At 48.6% G+C, this 24099-nt stretch carries 23 protein-coding genes, 1 riboswitch and 1 other annotated feature; of the genes, 9 read left to right on the top strand and 14 right to left on the bottom strand.

Going from position 1 to position 24099, the window contains the following annotated elements; translation table 11 throughout:
• Positions 1 to 48: 48 nt before the first annotated feature.
• Entirely contained in the window at positions 49 to 657 is a 609-nt protein-coding gene (locus FD32_RS07330) for a hypothetical protein (RefSeq protein ID WP_047767100.1), read from the bottom strand.
• Between the two features lie 174 nt (positions 658 to 831).
• Between FD32_RS07330 and FD32_RS07335 the strand changes: the two genes are divergently transcribed.
• On the top strand, positions 832 to 1464 hold the full coding sequence (locus tag FD32_RS07335; protein ID WP_047767099.1) for a deoxynucleoside kinase: 633 nt from the start codon (positions 832 to 834) through the stop codon (positions 1462 to 1464).
• 240 nt (positions 1465 to 1704) lie between these two features.
• Here FD32_RS07335 and FD32_RS07340 read toward each other — a convergent pair whose 3' ends face one another.
• The 4 genes from FD32_RS07340 to pepV form a co-directional block, all read right to left on the bottom strand.
• Positions 1705 to 2799 (bottom strand): glycoside hydrolase family 73 protein, encoded by a 1095-nt coding sequence (locus tag FD32_RS07340; RefSeq protein ID WP_047767098.1) that lies wholly within the window; start codon positions 2797 to 2799, stop codon positions 1705 to 1707.
• Positions 2800 to 2919: 120 nt separating this feature from the next.
• A complete protein-coding gene (locus FD32_RS07345) occupies positions 2920 to 4311 on the bottom strand; it encodes a L,D-transpeptidase (RefSeq protein ID WP_047767097.1) in 1392 nt (463 codons plus the stop codon).
• Between the two features lie 226 nt (positions 4312 to 4537).
• Entirely contained in the window at positions 4538 to 5035 is a 498-nt protein-coding gene (locus FD32_RS07350) for a universal stress protein (RefSeq protein ID WP_047767096.1), read from the bottom strand.
• A 55-nt stretch (positions 5036 to 5090) separates the two neighbouring features.
• Positions 5091 to 6491, bottom strand: coding sequence for a dipeptidase PepV (gene pepV / locus FD32_RS07355; protein WP_047767095.1), 1401 nt, complete (start codon positions 6489 to 6491; stop codon positions 5091 to 5093).
• An 88-nt stretch (positions 6492 to 6579) separates the two neighbouring features.
• Between pepV and FD32_RS07360 the strand changes: the two genes are divergently transcribed.
• Positions 6580 to 7440: an NAD(P)H-hydrate dehydratase gene (locus tag FD32_RS07360; protein WP_047767094.1), complete on the top strand. Its 861-nt coding sequence runs from the start codon at positions 6580 to 6582 to the stop codon at positions 7438 to 7440.
• 160 nt (positions 7441 to 7600) lie between these two features.
• On the opposite strand, the gene FD32_RS07365 is transcribed toward FD32_RS07360, so the two are convergent.
• From FD32_RS07365 to FD32_RS07390, 6 genes are all read right to left on the bottom strand, one after another.
• Positions 7601 to 9250 (bottom strand): putative polysaccharide biosynthesis protein, encoded by a 1650-nt coding sequence (locus FD32_RS07365; RefSeq protein WP_047767092.1) that lies wholly within the window; start codon positions 9248 to 9250, stop codon positions 7601 to 7603.
• Between the two features lie 105 nt (positions 9251 to 9355).
• Positions 9356 to 9619 (bottom strand): type II toxin-antitoxin system HicB family antitoxin, encoded by a 264-nt coding sequence (locus FD32_RS07370; protein WP_047767090.1) that lies wholly within the window; start codon positions 9617 to 9619, stop codon positions 9356 to 9358.
• Positions 9620 to 9692: 73 nt separating this feature from the next.
• On the bottom strand, positions 9693 to 12113 hold the full coding sequence (leuS, locus tag FD32_RS07375) for a leucine--tRNA ligase (protein WP_047767088.1): 2421 nt from the start codon (positions 12111 to 12113) through the stop codon (positions 9693 to 9695).
• A 74-nt stretch (positions 12114 to 12187) separates the two neighbouring features.
• Positions 12188 to 12398, bottom strand: a binding site (T-box leader).
• A gap of 47 nt (positions 12399 to 12445) precedes the next feature.
• Positions 12446 to 13633 carry a methionine adenosyltransferase gene (gene metK / locus FD32_RS07380; protein ID WP_047767085.1) on the bottom strand — a complete coding sequence of 396 codons (1188 nt, stop codon included), beginning with the start codon at positions 13631 to 13633 and terminating at the stop codon, positions 12446 to 12448.
• Positions 13631 to 13746, bottom strand: a riboswitch (SMK box riboswitch). (Overlaps the previous gene by 3 nt.)
• A gap of 49 nt (positions 13747 to 13795) precedes the next feature.
• Positions 13796 to 14332: a DNA-3-methyladenine glycosylase I gene (locus tag FD32_RS07385; protein WP_047767083.1), complete on the bottom strand. Its 537-nt coding sequence runs from the start codon at positions 14330 to 14332 to the stop codon at positions 13796 to 13798.
• 84 nt (positions 14333 to 14416) lie between these two features.
• Positions 14417 to 15853 (bottom strand): MFS transporter, encoded by a 1437-nt coding sequence (locus FD32_RS07390; protein WP_047767080.1) that lies wholly within the window; start codon positions 15851 to 15853, stop codon positions 14417 to 14419.
• Positions 15854 to 15982: 129 nt separating this feature from the next.
• On the opposite strand from FD32_RS07390, the gene FD32_RS07395 reads away from it, so the two are divergent.
• The gene (locus FD32_RS07395; protein WP_047767078.1) at positions 15983 to 16438 is read left to right on the top strand and encodes a Fur family transcriptional regulator; all 456 of its coding nucleotides are present in this window, start codon (positions 15983 to 15985) and stop codon (positions 16436 to 16438) included.
• Between the two features lie 24 nt (positions 16439 to 16462).
• Here the strand turns inward: FD32_RS07395 and FD32_RS07400 are convergent, their stop codons facing one another.
• A complete protein-coding gene (locus FD32_RS07400) occupies positions 16463 to 17812 on the bottom strand; it encodes an amino acid permease (protein WP_047767076.1) in 1350 nt (449 codons plus the stop codon).
• Positions 17813 to 18056: 244 nt separating this feature from the next.
• Here FD32_RS07400 and FD32_RS07405 point away from each other — a divergent pair, with 244 nt between their 5' ends.
• The 3 genes from FD32_RS07405 (at position 18057) to FD32_RS07410 (ending at position 19291) form a co-directional block, all read left to right on the top strand.
• Entirely contained in the window at positions 18057 to 18485 is a 429-nt protein-coding gene (locus FD32_RS07405; RefSeq protein WP_156410650.1) for a VanZ family protein, read from the top strand.
• Positions 18486 to 18508: 23 nt separating this feature from the next.
• A complete protein-coding gene (locus FD32_RS10090) occupies positions 18509 to 18679 on the top strand; it encodes a hypothetical protein (RefSeq protein ID WP_169746074.1) in 171 nt (56 codons plus the stop codon).
• A gap of 87 nt (positions 18680 to 18766) precedes the next feature.
• The gene (locus FD32_RS07410; RefSeq protein WP_047767073.1) at positions 18767 to 19291 is read left to right on the top strand and encodes an HdeD family acid-resistance protein; all 525 of its coding nucleotides are present in this window, start codon (positions 18767 to 18769) and stop codon (positions 19289 to 19291) included.
• A gap of 216 nt (positions 19292 to 19507) precedes the next feature.
• Here the strand turns inward: FD32_RS07410 and FD32_RS07415 are convergent, their stop codons facing one another.
• Positions 19508 to 19939: an Hsp20/alpha crystallin family protein gene (locus tag FD32_RS07415; RefSeq protein ID WP_047767071.1), complete on the bottom strand. Its 432-nt coding sequence runs from the start codon at positions 19937 to 19939 to the stop codon at positions 19508 to 19510.
• A gap of 280 nt (positions 19940 to 20219) precedes the next feature.
• Here FD32_RS07415 and FD32_RS07420 point away from each other — a divergent pair, with 280 nt between their 5' ends.
• Both FD32_RS07420 and FD32_RS07425 read left to right on the top strand, forming a co-directional pair.
• Positions 20220 to 20783 carry a L,D-transpeptidase gene (locus FD32_RS07420; protein ID WP_047767069.1) on the top strand — a complete coding sequence of 188 codons (564 nt, stop codon included), beginning with the start codon at positions 20220 to 20222 and terminating at the stop codon, positions 20781 to 20783.
• Positions 20784 to 20797: 14 nt separating this feature from the next.
• A complete protein-coding gene (locus FD32_RS07425) occupies positions 20798 to 21646 on the top strand; it encodes an aldo/keto reductase (RefSeq protein ID WP_047767067.1) in 849 nt (282 codons plus the stop codon).
• A gap of 53 nt (positions 21647 to 21699) precedes the next feature.
• Here the strand turns inward: FD32_RS07425 and FD32_RS07430 are convergent, their stop codons facing one another.
• Complete coding sequence (locus FD32_RS07430; RefSeq protein ID WP_047767065.1) at positions 21700 to 22209, bottom strand: acyl-CoA thioesterase; 510 nt, start codon at positions 22207 to 22209, stop codon at positions 21700 to 21702.
• A gap of 125 nt (positions 22210 to 22334) precedes the next feature.
• Here FD32_RS07430 and FD32_RS07435 point away from each other — a divergent pair, with 125 nt between their 5' ends.
• Complete coding sequence (locus FD32_RS07435; RefSeq protein ID WP_047767063.1) at positions 22335 to 24029, top strand: hypothetical protein; 1695 nt, start codon at positions 22335 to 22337, stop codon at positions 24027 to 24029.
• Positions 24030 to 24099 lie beyond the last annotated feature (70 nt).

Raw genomic sequence — 24099 nt, forward strand, 5'->3', positions numbered from 1 at the left:
TATCTTTTTTACTTCCAAATATTAAGCTAAAATTGTGGGTCATGCAAATTATTGCTGACCAAAAATGTCATGGAGGACCTGGCGAGTCGTTGCTGCCTGGGTTCCCCGGACTCGTACATAGTCAACCTGGGCAAGTAAAACGTCGTACGTCCACATTGAAGAAAGGTCGTGCTCGTTAAAGTAGTGGAGGGTCAGCTTAACCCGGTCCAAGCTGGCAATCACCCCTTCAAAGTCATCGGCCCCCTTATACTTTGCGGTACCGATTACGACTGGTAAGTAGTTGGTAAACGAATCGCTTAAGACATTGCTTAAGAGGTCCCCCTTGGTATAGTCCGGGTAGTCGTCAATGAACTTTTGTACCTGCCAAATATCAAAGTAGTGGTACTGGTGGGCAACCTTGGTCTTCTCCGAAATGGTCATCAAATAGTCTGTCCTCTTGGCCACGTAGTCAATGCTGCTGAGGCGAATTGCAATCAAGCCGTTGATCTTACCGTCCCAATCAATGCTGATCAGGAGACAAAATAAGGGGTCAATCGCGAGGACGAAGCCAACATTAAAGTAGTCATCATTTGGAATATTATGGACCTCAATCAGCGTGCCCTGCTGACGGGCGATGGCCAGCTGGGCCCGAATTTCATTCAGTTTCATCTTTGTCATTATTATCTTCCTTACAGTAATTATCCCCTTCTATTTTCCGGGTTTTCCCCCTAATTTTCAAATATTTTTGCTAGTGGTGATTTTCCACGCCAAATATTGTGAATTTACGGTGGGAATCCCCCATATTTTGTAGTAAGATGGTTCTTGTGCTAAAAAAAGTAAAGAGGGGCCATTATGGTGATAATTACAGCAGGAATGATTGGTGTCGGGAAAACAACCTTAACGGGTAAAATTGCCGAACACCTCCACACTAAAGCATTTTTTGAACCGGTCGGTAATAACCCGGTCTTGCCGTTATACTATAAGAATCAAAAGCAATATGGTTTCTTACTGCAAATTTATTTCCTTAATAAGCGGTTTTCAATGATCAAACAGGCCTTGGCGGACGACAACAACGTATTGGATCGGTCAATCTACGAAGATGCCCTATTCACCCGCGAAAACAACGCGGAGGGTAACATCACGGATACCGAGCTGGAAGTCTACCTGACCTTACTGGACAACATGATGAAGGACCTCCAGCAATTGCCAAAGAAGGCTCCGGACTTGATGGTATATTCCGAGACCGACTTTGAAACAATCCTTTACCGAATCAAGAAGCGGGGCCGCGACTACGAACAGATCGACAACAACCCCGAACTGAAGGACTACTACTACAAGATGTGGAGTGCCTACAAGCAGTGGTACAAGGACTACGATGCTAGTCCCAAGATGAAGATCGACCTGGAAAAATACGACCTGGAAGATCCGGCCAACGTTAAGACCGTCTTAGGAATGATCGATGACCGGCTCAAGACAATCCGTTAATAAACAAAAGAAGAGGCTGGGAGAAAACTGTCATTTCTCACCAGCCTCTTTTAGTTCTCCGAATATTACACAGTAATCGCGGAAAAGCCAAATAGGCTTGCTCCGCGTCGAAGCGTGATCCTAGTGTATAGCGCCGCGAAGCAAGTCCATTGATTACGGACAATCATTGGCCCGTACCGTGCCAACAATCGTCCTATACTAGCCAAAGGCGCACTCTGACGCTTTTTCTCAGCTTCTTTTTTATTTTACTAAAGCAAAGCGCCGAAGGAGGGTAATGGCACCAGCCGAACCAGCCCCACCCAAAATTGACAGCCAGGTGACCCGGTGGGGATGGTGGGTCTGACTCGTCTTTACCTCATGACTACTTGCCGGGGCCATTGGTGGTTCCTTAAAAACTGCCGGCCGGTGCATAGCGGTCCGCTGCGGTTGGCGGTCATACTTGGTAAGTTGGAAGTTACTGATAATTTCGTTGAGTTTCCGGTCATAATGGGGATCAGTCGCGTACCTTCCCAAGAGGGCATGAGTCGCTTGCCGGTAACTCTTCGCGGCCCGCCGGTGAACACCATCGTACAAGGGATCTTCCAACGTCTGGGCGTAATCATGGAGGGACTGGTAGTCGTTATCATACCAACAGAAGTAATCCTTAATCTCGTGCCGGTGCCCTTCCTTATCAAATTCAACGGTTGGTTGCAAAACAGACCGTGTTTGAAACGCGCCCTTGACCCCAAATAAGTTATGGTAGGGCTCCCGAGCCAGGTCACTCGTTCCCCAGTTGCTTTCCAAAGCGGCCTGGGCAATTACGATTGACGGATAGAGGTCAAACTCTGCCCCAATCCGCTGGGCATCCTTGGCAATTCGGGCAATAAAGGCGGCCTGGTCCGGTGAAGGGTGCTTTAAGGGGTATTCACTAGAGTCCGGACCACTTTCCGGCAGCTGGTTATCAGCCATCCCCCCATTAGTCGTGACTTCGCCATCGCTGGGTGCCGGCTGGTTCCCGCTGCGAAAGTCTTGGCCCCGTGCAAAGCCCCGCTGGTAGGCAACCACAGCCACATCGTCCCCACCTGGTTGTGCAGGATGCCCCTGGAGGCCATCACTCACCCCCTGGCGAAAGGCTCGCTCATACACCTGCCCCACTTGCGCAAGGGCTGACAAAAAGGCACTGGCATACTCATCGCCGCGTTGCTTAACCTGGTTTTCGTCGACCAACTGGCGGTTCAAAACGGCTTGTCTAGCATCCTGGTAAGCATCCTCAGAGACACTTGCGGCCAAGACGCCAGAAGCATTTCCGAAGACGGTTAGTCCCGCCATTAGTCCAATAATAAATTGTCGTTTCATAATATCCTCTCCTCATCGTTATCCTTATTTATTAAATACGGACAATTGATGAGGAGGCACTTTTTTACTAAAAAAAGAGGATTTCGGTGCTTCGCCGAAATCCTCTTTGCACTTTAAATTTTAGTAAATAACCACTGGTTCGTTGATTTCCATGTCGTGGTATGCCGTTCCGGCATCTGCCGGGTGCATGTTTGCACAACCGTGTGAGCCACCAGTCGTCGTCAGGTACTCCGTCTTGGACCAGTTGTTCCGCCAGCTGGCATCGTGGAAGCCACAGCCGGTATCGGTAAATGGTGACCAGTATTGAACTGGACTGCTGTACAGTGATCCATCATAGTTGGAGCCACGCAGAGTAGCTGGTGATTGCTGGTACATGATGTACCAAACACCCTTTGGCGTCCGGTTACCTGGTGTGTTACTCCCCGTTACCACGTCAGCATCAAAGACACACTTACCATTCTTGTAGAACCATACGTGTTGGTCAGCCAGCGACAGTTCAACATAGGTGTTGCCAATGCCGTTATTAGCGGTAACACCATAGCCAGTCCCACGCCGGTTGTAGCCGATTCCGTAAATATCAGCCTTGGCGTTAACCGTCTTCTTACCGTCCGCAACTGCTTGAGCCAAGGATTGGCCGGCACGTTGGTCACTGATCTTCCAACCATAGGAACCCTTGTCAGAAGTGGTAATTTCCTTACCGGAGTGGGTCCTAAACTTAAACGACTTGCCCAACGTTGCCTGCTTATTGTTGATCTTGGCAATCTGGTTGTTAACAGCGTGAGTATCAAAGCTGTACTTACCATTTTGGTAGGTGGCACTGGTGATAATGTCGTTAGAGTTTAACTTGTAGGTTTCGTTTTCGACCTTGTAATTAACCCTCTTGTTAATCAGGCCCTTCAACTTCGTCTTTTCGTTTTGAACCGTCTTACTGTCAGCGGTTAAGGGCTGGGTATAGTGGGCAGTTAGACGAACCGTCCCGTTATTCTTCTTGTTATCAAACTGCTTCAGCAAGTTCTTAACATCATACTGGTTCCCCTTCTTCGCAGCAATGGTGCTAATCTTGCCGTTTTCCAGCTTAGCATAAGCGTCAACCGGTGCCTTACGTCCCTTGTTCATCTCAGAAACGGCTGTTTCAACGGCATCCCGCATTGCACTCGTCTGGTTGCTGGAATGTTCCGGCGTAACCAGGACATTTTGTTTCTTACCACTGGGGAAGAACGTCCGCTGTTCCTTTTGTGCCGTCACAAACTTGCCCTTGTCAGCACTCGTAATGCCAGAGCTGCTTGCCTGACCGTTGTAAATCAACTTACCGTCAAGGTAAACATCGTTGGTCCGGTCGGTAGCCTTAACCTTTTGGTAGGCCCCATCCGTGGTCATTCCACCAACTGCAACCCCGTTAACCGTCGTGTTACGGTTGAAATGCGTGTGTTGGTGCCACGTCATTATTACGCCTAATAGAACAATTACAATAGCAATAATTGCAATAACTAAACGTCTTGCTTTCAATTGCATTTTCAAACTCCCTAAAATTTATTTTCTTTAGTCGAACTAAAGATAACGATCATATTGTACCAGCATTTATGACATTTAGCACACTTTATTTCTCATTTTTGAAATCTTTCTGTAACAAATGTCTTATTTACGTAAACTTAGTGCTCGTTTCTTGACACTTAATAGTCAAAACAGGGCTTAGCATCTCTTGCCGCGCCCTGTTTTACTGAATTAACCTTACTGGTATTTAAATTTCTAAGTAGCTGTTCTTCTTCAGGTCAACCTTTTTATTGTCCTTATCCGTCTTAACAACGGTGACATCGCAAGGGGCTTCCCGAATGGTGTATGCAGCCGTGGAACCAACGATTAGCCGCCCAATCATGTTCAGACCAGTTGCCCCAATGACAATTAGGTCAATGCCATTATTCTTTGGGTAGTTTTCGGCCAGTTCTAACTTAGCGTTACCAACCTTGACCTCGGTAACGACGTCGGTAATACCGGCAGCTTGCGCTTTCTTCTTATATTCATTCAGCCGCTTTTCCATCGTATCGATTGCTGGTTGGTAGATGCTCCGGTCAACCAGGCTGTAGCCGTTCGGGCCACCAGACGGAATCTTTTCACCGTTAATCACACTGAGCAAGTACAACTGGGCCTTGTTCAACTTGGCCGTCTCGACAGCCTTGTCAAATGCCATGTCGGCCTGCTTGGAACCATCAATTCCCACTAAAATCTTTTGATAAGTCATATTGACACCCCCACTTAATTGATACACTTATTTTATCACAAAGTCGCTAGTCAACTTAGTCGCTTACCAAATTCTTAATAGCTTCCATATAGATTGCCATTGACTTAATCAGGTCATCGACGGGCTGGTATTCGTTTGCCTGGTGCATCGTGTTTGGCGTGTTCGGCATCAGGGCCCCAAAGGCAACGCCCCGCTTCATCAGCCGGCCATAGGTCCCACCGCCGACAACTTCTGGCTGGGCGTTCTTGTCACCACTCTGGTTGATGTACGCCTCCATTAAGGTCTTAACAATTGGATCGTCCGGGTCGACGTAGTGAGGGGCTTGGGCAGGACCCTGTTTAACAGTAATTCCAAGTGGTGTGGCGACCTTTTCAACAGTTGTCTGCAACTGGTCCGGTGAAATACCTTTTGGGAAACGGAAGTTCATATTGATGGCCCCACCGTTTTCAAGGTCAAAGTTCAAGATCCCAGCATTCATCGTCAGTTCACCCATTACGGGGTCAGTAAAGGCACCGTCAAAGCCGCCCATCCGGGTATCAAGGTGTAGGTACTTACCCAGGAAGTGGATGAAGCTCTTCGCTCCCTTGGCAAATTCATACTGGTCGAGGAAGTTTGCCAGATAAGTTCCAGCGTTAATCCCCTTTTCCGGTTCCATTCCGTGGGCAGCCTTCCCAATCACAGTGATGGTCAATTCATCCCCATTCTCCGCAATGTTACCGGAAATCGGGTTCTCACCAACGAAGCGGGCAAAATCATCCCGAATTTGCTGGTTATCAGCAACCGTAATTACCGCTACTGCCTCGCGCGGGACCATGTTGAAACGCAGGCCTGACTTGAAGCTCTTCAGCTGGAAGGCCCCATCGTTGCTGGCGGGTACTGACAAGAGGAGGGAAACTTGTCCCTTTTCGCCGTTGATAACTGGAAACTCGGCATCCGGTGAAAAGCCGAAGGTCGGGGCAGGCTCCACTTCAAAGTAGCGGTGCATCCCGGTCCAGTTGCTTTCCTCGTCCGTACCAACGATAAAGCGGACCCGCTTGTTAAACTTAGTCCCCTGGTCTTTTAAATACTTGAGAGCGTAGTATGCCGCCATTCCAGGGCCCTTATCGTCGGAAGCCCCTCGACCATAGAGGTTTCCATCCTTAATTACCGGGTCAAAGGGGTCCGTATCCCAGCCCTTGCCGGCGGGCATCACGTCAACGTGAGCCAGGATCGCCAGGGTATCGTCACCCGTGCCGCATTCGGCATAACCGACCACGTTATCAATGTTCTTGGTCTTAAAGCCGTCCTGGTCAGCCATTTCCAAAAAGGCCTTCAGTGCCTGGGCTGGCCGGGGCCCGAGTGGGTATTCATCCGTTGCTTCATCATCGTCTCTAACACTTGGAATCTTCATTAAGGAAATCAAATCCGTCAAGTAGTCCTTTTTCTGGCTTTCTGCTGCCTTGAGCCAATCTGTCATAATTTATCCCTCCATCGAAGTAATCATTAACGCTAAAATAATGATACCATTAAAGTAAGCGTTACAAAATCTAAAGGAGACTTTTATAATGAAAAAACTTTCCGATCAAATTCTTCACCAAGTGATTAAGCCCCGCCCGGCCAATAGTTTTAAGGGGACATTTGGCAAGGTCACCCTGGTAGGGGGCAATCGTAACTTTGGTGGCGCCATCATCATGGCCTCCACGGCCGCAGTGTGCGCGGGTGCCGGTCTGGTCACTACCGCAACCGACGCCAGCAATTCCGGTGCCCTCCACGCCCAACTACCAGAAGCGATGTTTGCCGACTTCACTAACGATGGACAGGTGGCTAGTCTGGTCAGTGCCGCAACCACGGTAGCTGTTGGTCCTGGCCTGGGCGACGACGAAACCAGCGAGCACATTCTTAAGAATGTTTTTGCCAGTGTCAAGCCTGAGCAGAACCTGGTTATTGATGGTTCCGCCATTACCCTGATGGCCCGGGAAAATATTTCCCAGCCAGCCGCCAACGTAATCTACACGCCGCACGAAATGGAGTGGCAACGGCTCTCCGGCATCAAGATTGGCGAGCAAACCGAAGAGAAAAACCGTGCTGTCCGGGACCAGCTCAACGCAACCGTCGTCCTTAAAAAGCACCACACGGAGATCTATACCACTAATGAGGTTTACCAGTTGACGATTGGGACCCCTGCCCAGGCCGTTGGGGGGATGGGTGATACCCTGGCCGGGATGGTCGGTGGTTTCACCGCCGAGTTCCACCAAGACGTTACCAACGCTGTCTTGGCTGCCGTTTACGCCCACAGCGCAATTGCGGAGAAGATTGCGGAAAACCAGTACATTGTCCTGCCCCACCAGATTAGTCGGGCCCTACCGACCTTCATGAAGAAGATGGAACAGGCACCAAGCGAACACCATATTGGCTTCTTGAATTAATTTCCCGGGAAATTAATTGCCAAAGGCAGTTAAATTCAGAAAGACATTCGCAAATATGCCTTGTCCATGAAATAATTTCATGTACGAAAAAGCCGCGGTTGATGAAAAAAGTTTTCTCATCAACCACGGCTTTATTAGTTAGGCGCACCCACCTAACTTTCTAACGAATATGCAATTTTTGCCGAATGGCCGCGGACCGGGGACCAATGATCTGGTCCGTCAAGCGGAACTTGAGGGCGAGGAAGGCAAAGACCCCGACACCCAGCATTACCCCTAAGATCAGGGTAAAGAAGGCCGTAAACCGACCATAGGGACTGACAAAGTAGCCAGTCAGGAGCATGAATGCCTTGGTGACCACGAACATAATGATTGAGTAGCAAAGAATCTGGTTAGTCGGCTTGGACATCTTGTAGAAGTGAAGGCCGAACTCCATATTAAAGGAGTGCAGAATCATGTAGTCAATCACAAACATTGACAGGCAGGTGGCAAGTAGTGGTCCCAACCCCTGCAAAAGTTTAATACATGGGTACTGCAAAAGCAGCTTGATAATAATACCGATTCCCAGGAACTTCATCATTCGCCGGTTCTCAGAAATCCCCTGCATCATAGCGGCGGCAACGGTATAAAGGCCCATTGGAATTGATACAAAGGCCGCAAATTGAAGGACCACGATCCCCGCCTGGTCATAACGGTAGAAGACCGTGTAAATTTGTTGGGCCACCGCTGCCAGACCAAGTGAGGCCGGGATCATTACAAAGTAGAAAAGCAGCAAGACGTTTTCAATCTGCTTCCTAATTCCCCGCAGGTCGTTTTGGGCCCGGGCCGTCGCTAACAGTGGGATAACGGTTGCGGCCATGGCTGCGGCCAGGGAAATAATAATCGTGTACAGCTTGTTGGCATTGAAGGCAAACAAGGCATAGAGGATTGTTTCCTGATAGTGGGTAAAGTGGCCAACCCGGAACAGCATGTGGGGGAAGGTAAACTGGTCGATTAGCTGGTAAACCGCCACCCCCGACTCAATGATAACAAACGGGATTGACTGATAAACCATCCGGGCGATCAGTTCCATCGTCGACACCTGCAGGTTTGACCTCCCTTGACTAATCAGGTCGTTCATCTCCCGCCGGTGGCTCATCCAGGCCCAAGATAGGACCATGATGGCCCCAATTGCCCCGATAAAGGCCGCAAAGGTCGACTGGGTAACGGCCGCTACCCAACTCCCCTTTTGGATTTTCATGATCAGGTAGGTGGCCGCCAACATGTAGATAACCCGGAAGACCTGCTCTACAAACTGAGACATGGCCGACGGCGCCATCCAGTTATACCCCTGCAAGAACCCCCGACTCATCGCCAGAGCAGGAATAATCAAAACGGCCCAGGCCAGCGACCGGACAACCGGAATGACATTTGCGTCACCATTATCCATCATTGGCGCAGCAAACATCATCACCGTCGCACAAACAACCCCCATTGCCAGAGCAACGTACATGCTCGAGATGTAAAGGCGCCGGCTTACCCCGTATTCATTTAACCCGTTATAGTGGGCAACCATCTTGGAGATTGCGGAGGGCAGCCCCGCCGTTGCGATAATTAAGAAGATGTTGTAAATGTTGTACCCCTGTGCAAAGAGGGCGTTAGCTTCGTTACTGTAAGCACCGAGCCACGTTACCCAGGGGATAACGTAAACGGCACCTAAGATTCGCGAGGTGATACTCCCTACCGTCATCCAAGCGGAACCGCTCAGCATCTTTGATTGGGCGTCCTTATTAGGATTCACCACTTGCGAACCACCATTATGTTTTTTAGTCATGATTCGTAAATTCCTGCCTTCTTAAAAATAAACAATCCACACCATTTTAGCGTGAAACTTGGCGGGGCGCAATTTCTTTTCTCTTTTTTAAATTTTACTTAAGGGCTAGTACTGGTCCAGGTCGACCGTTACCAGCTTGGCAATACTTTCCGGATGGTCCCGCTCCACTTCTGCCAGATCACTGGCCTGGGGGGCCTTTTCAAAGTGACCCAGTTTATCATTAATGGTGATTGCCAGGCCCAACTTAGCAAAGTCCATCGCCTCGTCCATTGTTTTCCCCTGGGTGAAGGCCTCCGGGAGGTCCGGAAAGTCCACCAGGATCTCCCCGTCCTTGGCGGTAAAAAGGGCCGGATAAGAAACTAATTCCATTGTTATTCCTTTCTAAAAAGGGACCGCCTACTCAGCGTTAGGCTGAATACCGGTCCCTTCTTTCGTGTGCGTATTACTTGGCAACGATGTTAACGATCTTGTTTGGTACAACAATAATCTTCTTAATGTCCTTGCCATCAGTGAACTTCTTGACGTGTTCGTTGGCCAGAGCCACCTTTTCTGCTTCTTCCTTTGGGGTGTCCTTAGCCATCTTAACCTTGGCCCGGACCTTCCCGTTGACTTGCAGAATCATTTCAACTTCGTTTTCAACCAATGCTTGCGGGTCATACTTTGGCCATGGCTGGTAAGCAATCGTGTCGCTGATTCCAAACTGACTCCACAGTTCTTCAGCTACGTGCGGAATAATTGGGGAAATCATCTTGACGAAGCCCTGCATGTATTCCGCTGGCAGGTCGTCTGCCTTGTAAGCTTCGTTAACGAAGACCATCAGTTGCGAAATGGCCGTGTTGAAGTGCATCCGCTCATAGTCTTCCGTAACCTTCTTGACAGTTTGGTTATATACCTTGGTCAGCTTGCCATCGTTAAAGTTGGAGACACGGTCCCGCAGGTGGTTGTTATCATCCATCAACAGGCGCCATACCCGTTGAATCCACTTGTAGGAACCATGCAGCCCTTCTTCATCCCACGGAACGGATTCGGTCAGTGGGCCCATGAACATTTCGTACAGGCGGAGGGTGTCCGCACCGTACTTGTCAACGATATCATCAGGGTTAACAACGTTCCCCTTGGACTTGGACATCTTTTCGTGGTTGGCTCCAAGGATCATCCCCTGGTTAACCAACTTCATGAACGGTTCCTTAGTTGGCACTAAGCCGAGGTCGTAAAGAACCTTGTGCCAGAAGCGGGCGTAGAGAAGGTGCAGGACCGCGTGCTCAGCCCCACCGACATAGAGGTCGACTGGTGACCAGTAGTCAAGGGCTTCCTTAGAGGCAAATTCCTTACTGTTGTGGGGATCAGTGTAGCGGAGCCAGTACCATGATGAACCAGCCCATTGTGGCATGGTGTTGGTCTCCCGCAGGCCGTGGCGTCCCTGGTCATCGTAAACGTTGACCCAGTCCTTGACGTTGGCCAGTGGACTCTCACCAGTTCCTGACGGTTCAATATTGTCTGTGTCAGGCAGCTTCAGTGGCAATTCGTCTTCCGGTACCAGAGTTGTCCGCCCGTCGTCCCAGTGGATAACCGGGATTGGTTCACCCCAGTAACGTTGCCGACTGAAGATCCAGTCACGCAGCCGGTAGTTGACCTTCTTGTGGCCGGCATCGTGTTCTTCCAGCCAGTCGATCATCTTAGCCTTGGCATCCTTGATGTTCAGGCCGTCTAAGAAGCCAGAGTTAATGTGCTTGCCGTCACCATCAAAAGCTCCTTCAGAAAGGTCGGCACCTTCGATAATTGGCTTGATTGGCAGGTCAAACTTCTTGGCAAAGTCGTAGTCCCGTTGGTCACCAGAAGGGACGGCCATCACGGCCCCCGTACCGTACGATGCCAGAACATAGTCACTAATCCAGATTGGCAGCTTTTCACCGTTGACCGGGTTAATGACGTAAGAACCGGTAAATACCCCGGTCTTGTCCTTGTTCAGGTCGGTCCGCTCCAGGTCAGAACGGCGGGAGGTTTCTTCCTTGTACTTAGCAACTTCATCCTTGTGTTCCGGTGTCGTCAGTTGGTCAACCAGCTTTTGTTCCGGTGCCAAGACAACGTAGGAGGCACCGAAGAGGGTGTCCGCCCGGGTGGTGAAGACTTCAATCTTCGTGTCTTCGTCACCGGCAACTGGGAAGAAGACAGCGGCCCCCTCAGAACGGCCAATCCAGTTCCGCTGCATTTCCTTAACACTTTCCGGCCAGTCAACCAGGTCGAGGTCATCAATCAGGCGGTCAGCGTAGGCAGTGATCTTCAATACCCACTGCTTCATTGGCTTCCGGTATACTGGGTAGCCGCCACGCTTTGTCTTGCCGTCTTCAACTTCTTCGTTGGCAACCACGGTTCCGCCCATGAAGTCGGGTGCCCAGTTAACCATGATTTCGTTTTCGTATGCTAGGCCCTTCTTGTAGAGCTGTTCAAAGATCCATTGGGTCCACTTGTAGTATTCAGGGTCAGTCGTGTTGACTTCCCGGTCCCAGTCGTAAGAGAAGCCCAAAGACTGGATTTGCTTACGGAAGTGGTTGATATTCTGGTTAGTGAAGCCCTTTGGATTGTGCCCGGTCTTCAGGGCGTACTGTTCGGCCGGCAGACCAAAGGCATCCCAGCCCATCGGGTGCAAGACGTTGTAACCCTGCATCCGCTTCATCCGGGCCATTACATCGGTTGCCGTGTAGCCTTCGGGGTGACCAACGTGGAGCCCTTGACCTGATGGGTACGGGAACATGTCCAGGGCGTAGTACTTCTTCTGGTCCTTATTAATCTCCGCTTTAAACGTCTTGTCCTTTTTCCAAAACTTTTGCCACTTATTTTCAATCGCTGTGTGATCGTAAGCCATAAATTCTGCTCCTTTTCAGTTCTGTCCACTACTAAAATGATCGTAATAAAAAAGTCCCGCAGAAGCCTTTGCTTCGACGAGACGAAATCTAATCCGCGGTACCACCCGTTTTCTATGGCCACCCATAGCACTTAAGGCCTTAACGCGGCAGACGTCACTACCTACTCAATTCAGTAGCAATCTTCTAGACGAGTTCGCTAACAATGCCCTCCTGCTTTCCACCACCAGCAGGTCTCTAAGAGTCGCACCGTTAACTACTACTTCTATCACGATCAAAAATATTAATTGTATTCTAACGTCCTCCCTGCCTTTTTGCAAGGGGCCCACTAGATTTAACCTAAAATCTTTTTCAGTTTGTCAACCTTGTCCAGGTGTTCCCAAGGCAGGTCAACATCGGTCCGGCCAAAGTGACCGTAAGCCGCCGTTTGTTCGTAGATTGGCCGCTTGAGGTCCAGCATCTTAATAATCCCGGCTGGGCGCAGGTCAAATACCTTCCGGACGGCCGCAATCAGTTCTACTTCGGTCCGGGTCCCGGTCCCAAAAGTATCAATGGAAATGGAAACCGGTTCGGCCACCCCAATGGCATAAGCAACCTGAATTTCCAGCTTCTTGGCATAGCCTGCTGCTACCAGGTTCTTGGCAATGTAACGGGCGGCGTAACTAGCCGACCGGTCTACCTTAGTGGCGTCCTTACCGGAAAAGGCCCCACCACCGTGGTGAGCAGCACCACCGTAAGTATCAACGATAATCTTCCGCCCGGTCAAACCGGCATCCCCTTGGGGACCACCAATGACAAAGCGCCCGGTTGGGTTGATAAAGTACTTGGTCTTATCGTCAAGCAAATCTGCTGGAATAACAGCCTTAATCACTTGTTCCTTCACGTCATGACGAATTTGTTCAAGGGTTGCTTCCGGATCATGTTGGGTACTCAAGACCACCGTATCTACCCGGAGTGGCTTATCATTATCATCATACTCAACCGTTACTTCCGCCTTGGCATCTGGACGTAAGTAGGAAATTTCCCCTGCCTTACGCAACTTAGCAATCCGCTGCATCAGCTTATGGCTAAGCATCAGCGGTAGTGGCATGTATTCTGGCGTTTCATCGGTTGCGTAACCAAACATCAATCCTTGGTCACCAGCACCGATCTTATCAAGTGGGTCAGCATCCCCTTCACGGGTTTCCAGGGAGTCATCAACCCCTTGTGCAATGTCGGGTGACTGCTCGTACAAGGAAGTTATTACGGCACAGTTATCAGCGTCAAAGCCGTACTTACCATCGGTGTAGCCAATCTTACGGATTGTATTGCGAACCACCTTTTGGATATTAACGTAGGCCTTAGTAGAAACTTCACCAAAGACCAGGACTAGCCCGGTCGTTACTGAAGTTTCTACAGCTGCCCGTGCATCTGGATCCTTTTCCAGCAGGGCGTCAAGAATGGCATCACTGATTTGATCGGCAATCTTGTCTGGGTGCCCTTCGGAAACGGATTCGGATGTAAATAGGTGTTTTTCTGTCATTTTTATTAATTCCCCCATATTCTAGTCGAAACTTAACATTAGTTTTGTAGTTGCGGTTACAAGGCATCTTCACAAGGGGTACTCGTGAATCCTATCGGGAATTTGCTTCATAACAAGGACAATACTATCACAAAGCAACATTAATAATCAATTAAAACAAAATTAAAGGCGCGCATTGACGAGACCGACTGCCGTCATAAATGAGTAGACAATTGTCGGGCCCATAAATTTAAACCCGTCCTTCTTCATCTGGGTCGCCATCTTCTTAGACGACATGGTCCAGGGGGCCAGGGGCTCACCCGGCTTAAGGATCAGGCGCTGGGGATGGTGGTCAACAAAGGACCAGATATAGTCATCAAAGTCTTGTCCAGCCCGCTGCATTTTATAGATAACCTGGGCATTATTAATGGTTGCTGCAATCTTCCGGCGGTTACGGATGATTCGCTTGTTAGCAAGTAAGCGGTCAACGTCATCCGGTGAAAAGGCGGCCACCTTTTCAATTAGAAAATCACTGAAGGCTTCTTCAAAGGCCAGCCGCCGTTTCCAAATCGTTGCCCAGGTTAGCCCGGCCTGAAAGAGTTCCAAACTCAGCATCTCAAACAAAAAACGCTCGTCATGAACCGGTAATCCCCAGTAGTGGTCATAATAATCCTGCATCGCGGGACTGGTATCTGCCCATGTTGGCCGCTTGACTTTCATTGTCATTACCCCCTAATAAATAAAATAACCGCAGTCGCGAACCCGTGACTACGGCCTCCTATTATTTAAATACGGCAAACGCCATTAATCTGCAACAGCTTTCTTGGTATTCTTCAGCATTAATGCCAAGATCAGACCAATGATCTCAATCACAACCATCATGATAAATACCAGGTGGTAACCGTGAAGAGACGCTGTCAATGGTTGACTACCCGTGCTTTGTGCATGGCTGCTGGCGACCGTCAAAACAATCGTGGCAACCGCAACACCAGCAGACCCCAAGACTTGCCGAACGGTAGTAATTACCGCCGTACCGTGGGGAACCAGCTTGTTTGGTAAGGCGTTGGCCCCTAAAGTAACCGCAGGCATCATCACAAAGGCGTTTCCACTTTCGATAACCATTGCGCAGAGAATCATTGCTAACAAGTTTAACCGGTTCAGCATCAACAGGCCAACGACCCAGCCGCAGATAATCATCACCATCCCCACTAGCATTGTGGGTTTAAAGCCAATCTTGTCGGCCAATTTCCCCGTCAACGGGTTAAGGATACTCAAGAACACCGCCCCGGGAACTAGTGACATCCCGGAAACGAAGGGACTGACCTTGAGGACCCCCTGGTAGTAAAGGGGAAAAATAATGGTAGTAACAATCAAGGCAATGTAAGAAATCGACGTTAAAAGGACTGCTAAGTCGTAGTTGAAGGTCTTTAAGACCCGCAGTTCCAGTAATGGTTCATCCAGGTGCAACTGCCGGTAGCAGAACCAGGCCAAAGCGAGGATGCTAATCACCAGGATGACACCGTTAAGCCCCCAGTTGACGTTGTGCTTGGCAGCAAGGTTAACGACGTACATTACTCCGATCAGGCCAATTGAAAGAAACACCGACAGCCAGTCGAGACTGGTTTCGTGCCGGGGCATAACATCCCGAATCAGCCCCGTACCGGCGAGAACAATAATCAGGGTAATGATAATCATGAAGAGGCCGAAAAGACTCTTCCAGTCAAAAAATTTCAAAACGATTCCGGAAACAATAGGGCCACACGCCAAGGCAGACCCCATGACTAATCCGGCAATTCCCATAGTAGTCCCCCGGTTAGCCTTCGGAGTGATTTCCAGCAGTACCGACTGGTAGGACGGGAAAAGGACACCAACAGCAAAGGCCTCCATTGCCCGGCCGACCATCATGAACCAAAAGCCATTTGTCCCCCAGCTTGCGGGCGTGAGGACAATCATCAATGATCCAATATCAAACAGGGCCAGGGCACCAATAAACATTGTTTTAAAATTCAGATTGTTTAGCATCCAAGGACTAATCGGCATGCTAACACACATTACCAGCATAAAGCCGGTTGTTAGCCACTGGACCGTATTAGCTGAGATTCCAAAGGCATTCATCAATGTCGGGTAGGCCGTCGAAAGCGATGACTGACTAATCGACATCGTGAATGTCCCCACCAGTAAGGTAAAAATAAACCAAAAGCGGCTATAAGAGCGTCCGTTTTGGTCAACATTTCTTTCCATTTTTCTTCCCCTCTTTTAGAATTATTATTATTTACTAAATACTAATTATATATTTTGAATCTAAGCTTGTAAATGATATAATACTGTTAGATTATAACTATTTTAAATTAAACGAAAGGAGAGTTGTTCATGGCAGAGGCAGAACTTGATCGGGCATTAGACCTATTGCGTAGTCATAAGGTGCGGCTAACTCCCCAGCGAAAGACCATCCTGGAATACCTGATCACCCACCATACTCACCCGAGTGTCGAAATGATTTATCAAGACCTCAAAGATAGTGTCGATAACATAAGTATGGCCACCGTCTACAATACACTTAAGCTGTTCGTCGATTACAACTTGGTAATCGAGTTGAAGAACGGTGACGGTAGTACCCACTATGACTACTTTGGTCATCCCCACTACCATGTTGTCTGCGACAATTGTGGTAAGATCACTGATGTCTTTGATGAACATTTTTCTGAAATTACCCGGGAAATGGCTGACATGACCCGGCGCAAGACCCACTACCTGGTAACGGGCAATAACATTGAGGTTCACGGTCTGTGCCCTGAGTGTCAACGAAAATTACATTTAAACCGCTAATATTAAGCAAAAAGGCTCCTTTTATTATTCATTTTGCTGGGTCAAAGAGGCGATAAACAAGACCACAAACCAGCCCAAGGTAAAGATAAGGGCGGTAAGGGTCTGCCTATCCATGCACAAGACGACTAAGACAAAGGCCAGAAAGGCCAGGACCAGGTAATCCGTGAACGGTGCGCCTGGCAACTTAAACGGGCGCGCCGTCGCACAATTCTTTATGAAGCGCAGGTGGGCACCAATAATGGCGGCCCAGATGAATAGGAAACTTGTCGTGGCAATGCTCGAGATCAAGGTGAACACCTCACCCGGCATCAAGAAGTTCAGTAACGCCGCCACCCCAATCACAGCCGAGGAAATAACGACTGCCCGGGCCGGAACCTGGTGCTTAGAGAGACGGCTGATTGCCCGAACACAGGGATGGTGGGAATTGGCAGTCAGCTCCGCCAGCATCCGCCCCGTCGTATAAATAGAACTGTTACATGCCGAAGCTGCCGCGGTAATGACAATAAAGTTAACCACGCTCGCGGCTCCGCGCAAGCCAGCATCCTGGAAAACCAGAACAAAGGGACTATTTGAAGGCGAAAGCTGCTTCCACGGGTAAATGCACATGATGGCCGCCAGTGCCCCAAGGTAAAAAATCAATACCCGGATAGAAATACCGTTGATTGCCTCCGGAATTACTTTGCGGGGGTTCTCCGCCTCCGCCGCGGTGACCCCCACCATTTCGATGCCAACAAAAGCAAAGACAACCATTTGAAATGACATCACGAAGCCCTTGGCCCCCGTCGCAAAGAAGCCATTGTAGGCCACCAGATTCTTGGGGGAGGCCACGTACCCCCCGGCCGACTTAAATTGGATTATGACCATGAAAATCCCGACCGCAATCAAAACAATGATTGCCACAATCTTAATCATTGCGAACCAGAATTCGATTTCGCCAAAAACGTTGACCGTTATCAGGTTCAGGCACAAGAAGATCAGGAGGGTGATTACCCCGGGAATCCACTGAGGAACGTGGGGGAGCCATATCTGAATATAGAGTCCAATCGCCGTGATCTCCGCCATCGCCAGTGCTAACCAGCAGGCCCAGTAAGCCCAGCCGGCAATAAAGCTAACCCGCTTGCCCAGGTAATCACGGATAGCCTCCATGAATGACCGGTAGTGCAGATTTGACAATAAGAGCTCACCCAATGCTCGCATGATTGCGAAGCAGGCGATCCCCGTAATTAAGTAAGCAAGTAAGATTGCCGGTCCCGCTGCCCGAATTGCCTTTCCTGAGCCTAGGAAAAGGCCAGTACCAATCGTTCCACCGAGGGCCATTAGCTGGATGTGGCGGCTCTTCAAGCTGCGCTTCATCTGCGTCTGTTTATTGTCCATTTTTTCAATTCTCCTTAACCTTCCATTGTCAACACATCCCCTAGCGGTTAAGCTATTAATGGTGGCTGACAATTAGTCTTGAGCCCCTATTGTATACCTATTTTGGTAAATTGAACCCGCTAAGGAGAAAATTAATATCCAATACCTAGCTTTTTTAACCTACTTTTTAATATGTTGCGCCATTATTAAGCATTTCTGGCCTCGCTACCCAGGATGGGGGCAGCGGATCACCCTACTGAGCCTTTTGGTCTACATCACAGCAGTCATGGCCCTGTGCTTGACCCCCGCGCTTCTTAGCGTTGCCTCTGCTCATAAGCGTCTTTTCTATCTCTGGGGTGTTCCCTATAACATCATCCCCTTCCAGGGACTCAGCCACGAGTTCTTCCTCAACGTCATTATGACGGTTCCCTGGGGCGTCTACCTATTCCTTATTAACCACCGGCAGAGATTAGCAGGGGTCATCCTGTTCTCTTTTCTGTTCAGTCTCTTCATTGAGCTGAACCAGTTCATCCTCGACCTGCTAGTCAACCTGGGTCGACTAGCTGATGTCGATGATTTGATTACCAACACGGCCGGGGGCCTGATCGGTTTCTTGGTTATGACCCTCTTATTCCGGACACAAGTCCACCGCTTGATTCAATATTTTAGTCTCAGTAAGGACAAAGTTTGGTAAACTATTACTGTGAGGTGACATTAATGATTTCAAACGAACAGCGTGCACACGATATTGCAATTGCCTTAATGCAAGCTAACAGCAAGGATGTTGAACCAATTGAGGCTTACCACCGCTATGTCAACTATCTGCTGCCGATTTTACGGGAAATTGATAAGGACTTCCCCCACGGAATCCGCGAACACCTTAATTAAAAATATGCTAAATACGCCACGACTCGGCCAAGCCCGTATCATGGTGTATTTTAATCTATTGCTAAATTAGAAAGGGGAAAATGATTTATGTTTAATGAACATCAAAAACGATTCGACTGGTTTAGTCTAATTCTGGGAATCCTGTTTGTAATTGCGGGCTTTGCGTCCTTCATGCATCCCGACAAGACCCTTCACTTCCTGTCCATTCTAGTCGGGATTGCTTTTATTTTTCGGGGAATCTACGAATTGTGGTTCCGTAAGTTTATTGATGTCACTCTGAACGAACACTCCGGTTGGATTGCATTCGCAGCTATTTTAGATATTATTCTAGGGGTTATTGTCCTCGTCTATCCTAACTGGGGAATTCTTTACCTAGCAATTTTATTTGCGATTTGGTTCATCATCGATGCCATCATACAAATCAAGGCAGCAGGTCTCTTCAAAGAATTCCACCGCGGATACGCTACCCTGTTGATTATCCTCGGGAGTGTTAGCGTTGCCCTGGGAGTAATCCTGCTGTTCAGTCCAATGCTTTCCGCACTGACCATTGTTTGGTTGGTTTCAACAATGCTACTGTTCTTTGGCATTATGCATATTATTCAAGCATTCTAAACTAAGCCGGGAAAAAGGTATGGCTAGTATAGGACAATCGTTGGCACGATAGGGCCAGCTGTTGTCCATCTTGTTTTGCGGCGCTAGACACCAGGAGCACGCTTCGACGCGAAGCGAGTCTCTTCGATTACTTATGTAGTGTATTTAAAAGTAAATGAGGACGGGAAAACTTAAAATTTCCCACCCTCATCTATTTTTTTAAAGGCAATTTATTTATTAGTCAATATCAATCCGGGTATCGTTCTCGTCACTGGCTTGCAGCTTTGGCAGGTTCAAGGTCAAAACACCGTTCGTGTATTGAGCCTTAACTGCGTCCCGGTCAACGTCTGGCAAACGGTATTGCCGACTCATCTGACCATACCGCCGTTCGGTGTGGAGAACATTACCATCCTTGTCGCTGTCATCGGCAAAGGTGTCCCGGTGACCAGTTACGGACAAAATGTTGTTAGCATAGTTGATATGAATGTCTTTCTTATCAAAGCCAGGCATATCAATCTTGACCATGTAGCCCTTATCATTTTCAGACACATCGGTCTTCATGTGATCAGCTACTGGTGTTAAGTCTGAGAAGAAGTCATCATTCATCCAGTCACGCATATTCATCAGATTATCAAATAAGTTGTTACGACGTTGAATTTCGTTAGCCATATATTGAATCATCCTTTCTCATACCTTGTTTACATTTTCTATATTAATCATTGGTCAACAATAGTCAAGAAAAAATTAGCAGTTAATTGTGTTGAGCGCTAATTTTTATTTGACCAATATTAACTAAACGGCTAATTGCAACGTGCCCGAGGGTTCTGGCACCTGACATTTTACTAATTGACGAGCAGAAATTTTATCTATTCTTCTAAATATATGAATATTTTATCATACATAATTGTGCTAAAATGTACCTATTAATTACTGAGGAAGGCTTAAGACAATGAATCTTATGAAAAAACTACTATTAATCACTCTGGTTGGTGTATTTGCATTTATCACAACTAGTGTCACCGCTAGTGCCGATTCCCACATGCGGACACCCATTGATTACCGGAAGCCATCAGAGACGATTCCTTACCCGGATATCGACAAACTCAAGGATCCCTGGATTAAGGTCAGCATCAACAAAAAACGGGTCTACATCATGTCTGGCAATAAGGCGGTATACACAATGTACTGCAGCGCCGGAAAGTACGAAAACAAGGATGGTAAACGGGTAAGTACTACGCCGACTGGCACCTTCGCTATCCAGTCCGAACGGGGTAATAGCTTCTACAACCCATCGGTTAAGTGTGGGGCAAATAACTACGTTTCTTGGCACGACAACGGTTCCTACCTCTTTCACAGTGTCCCAACGGATAAGGACGGCCACTACATCAAGTCCGAAGCGGCTAAGTTGGGTAAAATGACCGCCTCTCACGGCTGTGTCCGCCTGTCCGTTCCAGACTCCAAGTGGATGATGAACGTGCCGGAGGGAACCAAGGTTGTTGTCCAGGATAACTAAGAGGAGGCTTCCTAATGAAAGAGGTAACAATTAACGGGATCACCCTCCCTGCCGTGGGTATCGGCACCTGGAACGTCGGTGATCACCCTAGCCAACGGCAAGACGAAATTGCCGCCATCCAAGCTGGCATCAATGCCGGGGCCCGGGTGGTAGATACCGCTGAAATGTATGGCAATGGCCGTGCAGAGCGACTTGTCAAGGACGCCATCGCCCCCTTTGACCGGGGAAATCTTTTTCTGATTGATAAAGTCCTCCCCCAAAACGCTAGTGCCCGCCTTTTAGAACGGAGTCTCGACCGGAGCCTACAAAACGTGGGAACCGATTACTTTGACCTCTACCTCCTTCACTGGCGGGGAACGGTACCCCTATTAGAAACAGTCACTACTATGGAGGAAATGGTTAAGAAGGGTAAGATTAGGTCCTGGGGGGTCTCCAACTTTGATGTCAGTGACCTCCAGGAGCTATGGGCACTGCCCAATGGGGACCACTGCGTTGCCAATCAGGACCTGTATAACCTTGATGAACGCGGGATTGAGTTTGACCTTCTTCCCGTGATGCGGGCCCACCGTCTCCCTTTAATTGCTTACTCCCCCCTTGCCCAGGGTGATTCTATCTCAGGCAAACTAGCTACCAATAAAGTCCTGCAAGAGATTGCTGCTAACCACCAGGCCACAATTTACCAGGTAATGCTGGCATGGACGCTACGGGAACCAGGCGTTCTGGCAATTCCAAAGAGCGGTTCGGCACAACACGCTCAGTTAAATGTCCAGGCCAGTTCACTTGAATTTACCAGTGACGAACTGAAGCAGCTAGCGGACACCTTTCCCAAACCAACTAGTAAGCAGCCATTAGCTGTCATCTAATAAAACGAAAAAATCGACACCAGCACTTGAATTCAAACGTTAGTGTCGATTTTTTAGCCTCGCCAGGGAAAATCAAGCGAGATGGCACCAGCAATTTGTTGCTCAGACTGCCGACTAGCCCGTCGCTTTTGACGACGACCTTCGTACCCGGCCATTAGTGTCCGTTGCTCATCGGTCTCTGGAACCATCCCCGCCACCGGAACTGCTTTATGAGGGTCTTCAATGACGTAAGTGATGAAGCAGGTGAAACCCAAGAAGCGTTCGCCGGTCATCAAGTGCTCACCAATAACCTTGACGAAGACCTCGATGGAGCGGTGACCAACTCCAGTGACGTAAGCCTCCATGCACATTGAATCTTGGAGCTTGAAGGGCCGAAGAAATTGAACGTTGTCCATGCTTGCCGTGACAACAACCGTCCGCGCAACCCGCATGGCAGCTATCGAGGCCTCCCCGTCAATTAATTCCAAAATCCGTCCCCCATAAACGGTGCCGTGTTCATTGAGGTCATCATTGAGAACCCGGTGGACGGAAATGGAGAGTGTGTCATTACATTTTGCTTGCATAATAAATGGAACCCCTTACACTTTTTTATTATTCTAACATAATTGGATAGAATTTAAATTTCACTCACCGTTTGCTCAAAGATACACTATAATAATAACAAGGCTATAAGAAAGGATTGAGATCAATGCCTAAGCAAGAAAAAATCAAGACGCCTTCGCTCTATGTCAACACGGAGCGCGGGGTTGCTTTGCTAAACCTGAGTCATGCGTATTACAAAGACACCTACTCACTAGTCAATAGTGATGAATTATTGGAAGTTGTTAAGTTGTACCTTGATTCTAAGAATCCGGAATACGACGATGACGCATTTGATAATGCCACGCCTGAACAATATGTTCAAACATTAAAGAAAATCCTGATTGATGATGACAGTGCCTTTGACAAGTATGATCCAAAGGATATTCTGGCCAGCGTTGAAGAACTATATTCTTTTTACCGGTCCTTACTCCGGGTAACAGTAATTAATTACAATAATAGCAAAATTGCCGGTAACGAATTTAAGATGATCGACGGGCACTTCAACGACCTGGTTCGTGAATCCTACCGGGTGGTTGAAGAAAAGCTCCAGGGATTTGCCAACCAAACCTACCGGCAAGTTAACGCCGCTTCAAACGCGGCTATTCTTGTTCAGACACATGATTGGCCAATCCCAGAAGGTTACGACCAGTTGCGCGATATTGACTTTATCGATACCGTCATGCTCCGTCCACCAATGATGATGCACACTAAGAGTAACAAGCGTGAAGGGGTCTTCTCCGCTGTTGAAGAGAACCCCATCAAGCGGTTCCACGGTCAAAAGGGTCAATGGTACTGCTACCCGGCTAAGATTGGGGAAAGCTTGGCCTACATCTACTTCAACGTTGACTACCTAGTCAACGGGATTGCCCTCTCTAACCTCTTCCAGCTAGCCCAGCCAGACGAGGTCCGGGGTCAAAAGCCCGACCTGATTCTGCTCTTCGGCTTGAAGGAAACCGAGGGAATGGTTTCGCACTACTACCACGATACCAAGAACCACATCTGGGTTGGGGAAGTGCCATACACTGACAAGACCACCTACTTTGGTTACATGAAGAAGATGTGCCTGACATTGCATAACCTCCACCAGATTTACAACGGCCGCCTGCCAATTCACGGCTCCATGCTGCGAGTGCGGTTCACCAATGGTAAGGAAAAGAACGTGGTCTTCTTTGGTGACTCCGGTGCCGGGAAGTCCGAATCAATCGAAGCAATGCAGGAAATTGCTGATGACAAGATTGTCGATATGGAAACGATCTTCGATGACATGGGTAGTTTTACTATTGGTGACGACAGCAGAATCTACGCCCAGGGGACCGAAACCGGTGCCTTTGTCCGCCTCGATGACCTGTCCAGTGCGGTCGCCTTCAACAACATGGACCGGGGTGTCTACCTCAACCCTGAACTGTCCAACGCCCGGGTTATCATCCCCGCGGATACCTACGAAAGCGTCATTAAGCACCACCCGATTGACATGTGGGTTTACGCTAACAACTATGACGAAAAGGTTGGCATCCACCGCTTTGAAAAAGAGGAAGAAGCCAAGGAAGTCTTCGTTGCTGGTAAGCGGAAGGCCCTTGGAACAACTGATGAAGTCGGCATGAGCACGACCTTCTTTGCCAACCCATTTGGCCCCGTTCAAGAAGAGGAACGGACCAAACTAATTATTGACAAGGTCTTTAACAGGCTCTTTGCTAACAACGTTTACGTCGGTGAAGTCTACACCCACCTTGGAAACGACAAGTCCAAGGAAGCCCTCCACGAGTCTGCGCGGGAATTATTAGATGTTTTGATGAATAACTAGTCTTCAATTAAATTTAATCGAGTAGGAGGTAATTGATTAGTTCAATTACCGACCTCTCACACCACCGTAC

It is taken from the genome of Limosilactobacillus panis DSM 6035 (assembly GCF_001435935.1).
Classification (GTDB): Bacteria; Bacillota; Bacilli; order Lactobacillales; family Lactobacillaceae; genus Limosilactobacillus; species Limosilactobacillus panis.

What these genes read in the sequence shown, in the direction of transcription:
- FD32_RS07330 (WP_047767100.1), bottom strand. Translation starts at nt 657, where the DNA reads ATGACAAAGATGAAACTGAATGAAATTCGGGCCCAGCTGGCCATCGCC.
- FD32_RS07335 (WP_047767099.1), top strand. Translation starts at nt 832, where the DNA reads ATGGTGATAATTACAGCAGGAATGATTGGTGTCGGGAAAACAACCTTA.
- FD32_RS07340 (WP_047767098.1), bottom strand. Translation starts at nt 2,799, where the DNA reads ATGAAACGACAATTTATTATTGGACTAATGGCGGGACTAACCGTCTTC.
- FD32_RS07345 (WP_047767097.1), bottom strand. Translation starts at nt 4,311, where the DNA reads ATGCAATTGAAAGCAAGACGTTTAGTTATTGCAATTATTGCTATTGTA.
- FD32_RS07350 (WP_047767096.1), bottom strand. Translation starts at nt 5,035, where the DNA reads ATGACTTATCAAAAGATTTTAGTGGGAATTGATGGTTCCAAGCAGGCC.
- pepV (WP_047767095.1), bottom strand. Translation starts at nt 6,491, where the DNA reads ATGACAGATTGGCTCAAGGCAGCAGAAAGCCAGAAAAAGGACTACTTG.
- FD32_RS07360 (WP_047767094.1), top strand. Translation starts at nt 6,580, where the DNA reads ATGAAAAAACTTTCCGATCAAATTCTTCACCAAGTGATTAAGCCCCGC.
- FD32_RS07365 (WP_047767092.1), bottom strand. Translation starts at nt 9,250, where the DNA reads ATGACTAAAAAACATAATGGTGGTTCGCAAGTGGTGAATCCTAATAAG.
- FD32_RS07370 (WP_047767090.1), bottom strand. Translation starts at nt 9,619, where the DNA reads ATGGAATTAGTTTCTTATCCGGCCCTTTTTACCGCCAAGGACGGGGAG.
- leuS (WP_047767088.1), bottom strand. Translation starts at nt 12,113, where the DNA reads ATGGCTTACGATCACACAGCGATTGAAAATAAGTGGCAAAAGTTTTGG.
- metK (WP_047767085.1), bottom strand. Translation starts at nt 13,633, where the DNA reads ATGACAGAAAAACACCTATTTACATCCGAATCCGTTTCCGAAGGGCAC.
- FD32_RS07385 (WP_047767083.1), bottom strand. Translation starts at nt 14,332, where the DNA reads ATGAAAGTCAAGCGGCCAACATGGGCAGATACCAGTCCCGCGATGCAG.
- FD32_RS07390 (WP_047767080.1), bottom strand. Translation starts at nt 15,853, where the DNA reads ATGGAAAGAAATGTTGACCAAAACGGACGCTCTTATAGCCGCTTTTGG.
- FD32_RS07395 (WP_047767078.1), top strand. Translation starts at nt 15,983, where the DNA reads ATGGCAGAGGCAGAACTTGATCGGGCATTAGACCTATTGCGTAGTCAT.
- FD32_RS07400 (WP_047767076.1), bottom strand. Translation starts at nt 17,812, where the DNA reads ATGGACAATAAACAGACGCAGATGAAGCGCAGCTTGAAGAGCCGCCAC.
- FD32_RS10090 (WP_169746074.1), top strand. Translation starts at nt 18,509, where the DNA reads ATGATTTCAAACGAACAGCGTGCACACGATATTGCAATTGCCTTAATG.
- FD32_RS07410 (WP_047767073.1), top strand. Translation starts at nt 18,767, where the DNA reads ATGTTTAATGAACATCAAAAACGATTCGACTGGTTTAGTCTAATTCTG.
- FD32_RS07415 (WP_047767071.1), bottom strand. Translation starts at nt 19,939, where the DNA reads ATGGCTAACGAAATTCAACGTCGTAACAACTTATTTGATAATCTGATG.
- FD32_RS07420 (WP_047767069.1), top strand. Translation starts at nt 20,220, where the DNA reads ATGAATCTTATGAAAAAACTACTATTAATCACTCTGGTTGGTGTATTT.
- FD32_RS07425 (WP_047767067.1), top strand. Translation starts at nt 20,798, where the DNA reads ATGAAAGAGGTAACAATTAACGGGATCACCCTCCCTGCCGTGGGTATC.
- FD32_RS07430 (WP_047767065.1), bottom strand. Translation starts at nt 22,209, where the DNA reads ATGCAAGCAAAATGTAATGACACACTCTCCATTTCCGTCCACCGGGTT.
- FD32_RS07435 (WP_047767063.1), top strand. Translation starts at nt 22,335, where the DNA reads ATGCCTAAGCAAGAAAAAATCAAGACGCCTTCGCTCTATGTCAACACG.